1 protein-coding gene is annotated in these 1,177 nt (G+C 57.7%); it reads left to right on the plus strand.

The window, feature by feature from the left end:
* Positions 1-8 precede the first annotated feature (8 nt).
* Positions 9-1,159 (plus strand): IS3 family transposase gene (locus ACNFIA_RS31925; RefSeq protein ID WP_088170023.1). Its coding sequence is split into 2 segments (ribosomal slippage): positions 9-246 and positions 246-1,159, totalling 1,152 coding nucleotides; the frame shifts between segments, so codons are not numbered across the junction.
* Positions 1,160-1,177: the final 18 nt, after the last annotated feature.

Here is a 1,177-nt window from a genome sequence, read left to right on the forward strand (position 1 = left end):
GAGGTGCCATGAGCAACCAGCGTTACCCCGAAGAATTCAAAATCGAAGCGGTCAGACAAGTTACCGAGCGCGGCCTGCGTGTAGCGGATGTGGCGGAGCGTTTGGGTGTGTCGGTGCATAGCCTCTATGTCTGGATCAGGCGCTATAGCAAGCCCCAGGAACAGCGGCAGCAAGAAGGCGATCAGCAAGCCGAACTGCGTCGTTTGCGCGCCGAACTCAAGCGGGTGACCGAAGAGCGAGACATCCTAAAAAAGGCCGCCGCGTACTTTGCCAAGGAGTCCGGCTGAAGTACGCCTTCATCAGCAAGCTGTCGGTGGAGTACCCGGTTCGACGTCTCTGCCAGACCCTCAAGGTGCATCCCAGCGGTTACTACGCCTGGCTGGCCGAGCCGAAATCCGTACGCGCTAAGGAAGATCAGCGCCTGCTCGGATTGATCAAACATGCCTGGCTGGAAAGCGGTGGGGTCTACGGCTATCGCAAGATCCATGACGACCTGCGTGAGCTGGGAGAGTCCTGTGGCCGGCATCGCGTAGCCCGCCTGATGCGGGGGGAAGGGTTGCGCTCGCAGACCGGCTACCGTCGTCGGCCCGGCTACTACGGCGGCAAGCCCACGGTGGCTTCGCCCAACCGTCTGGAGCGGCAATTCACCGTCAGCGAGCCGAACAAGGTCTGGGTCACTGACATCACTTACATCCGAACTTATGAAGGCTGGTTGTACTTAGCGGTGGTGCTGGATCTGTTTTCGCGCCAGGTGATCGGCTGGTCGATGAAACCTCGGATGTGCAGCGACTTAGCTATCGATGCCTTATTGATGGCAGTTTGGCGGCGCAAGCCCAAGCAGGAAGTGATGATCCACTCCGACCAGGGCAGCCAGTTCAGCAGTTCGGACTGGCAGAGTTTCCTCAAGGCCAACAACCTGATCAGCAGCATGAGCCGACGCGGTAACTGTCACGATAACGCCGTGGCAGAAAGCTTTTTCCAATTGCTGAAGCGCGAACGCATCCGACGAAAAACCTATGCCACTCGCGAAGAAGCTCGCAGTGATGTGTTCGATTACATCGAGATGTTTTATAACCCCAAACGCCGGCACAGCAGCGCTATGCAGCTATCGCCAGTGGAGTTTGAGAAACGCTATTTCCAGAGCTTGGAAAGTGTCTAGGAAAGCCGGGGCGATTCA

It is taken from the genome of Pseudomonas sp. NY15437 (assembly GCF_048068435.1).
Classification (GTDB): domain Bacteria; phylum Pseudomonadota; class Gammaproteobacteria; order Pseudomonadales; family Pseudomonadaceae; genus Pseudomonas; species Pseudomonas nitroreducens_B.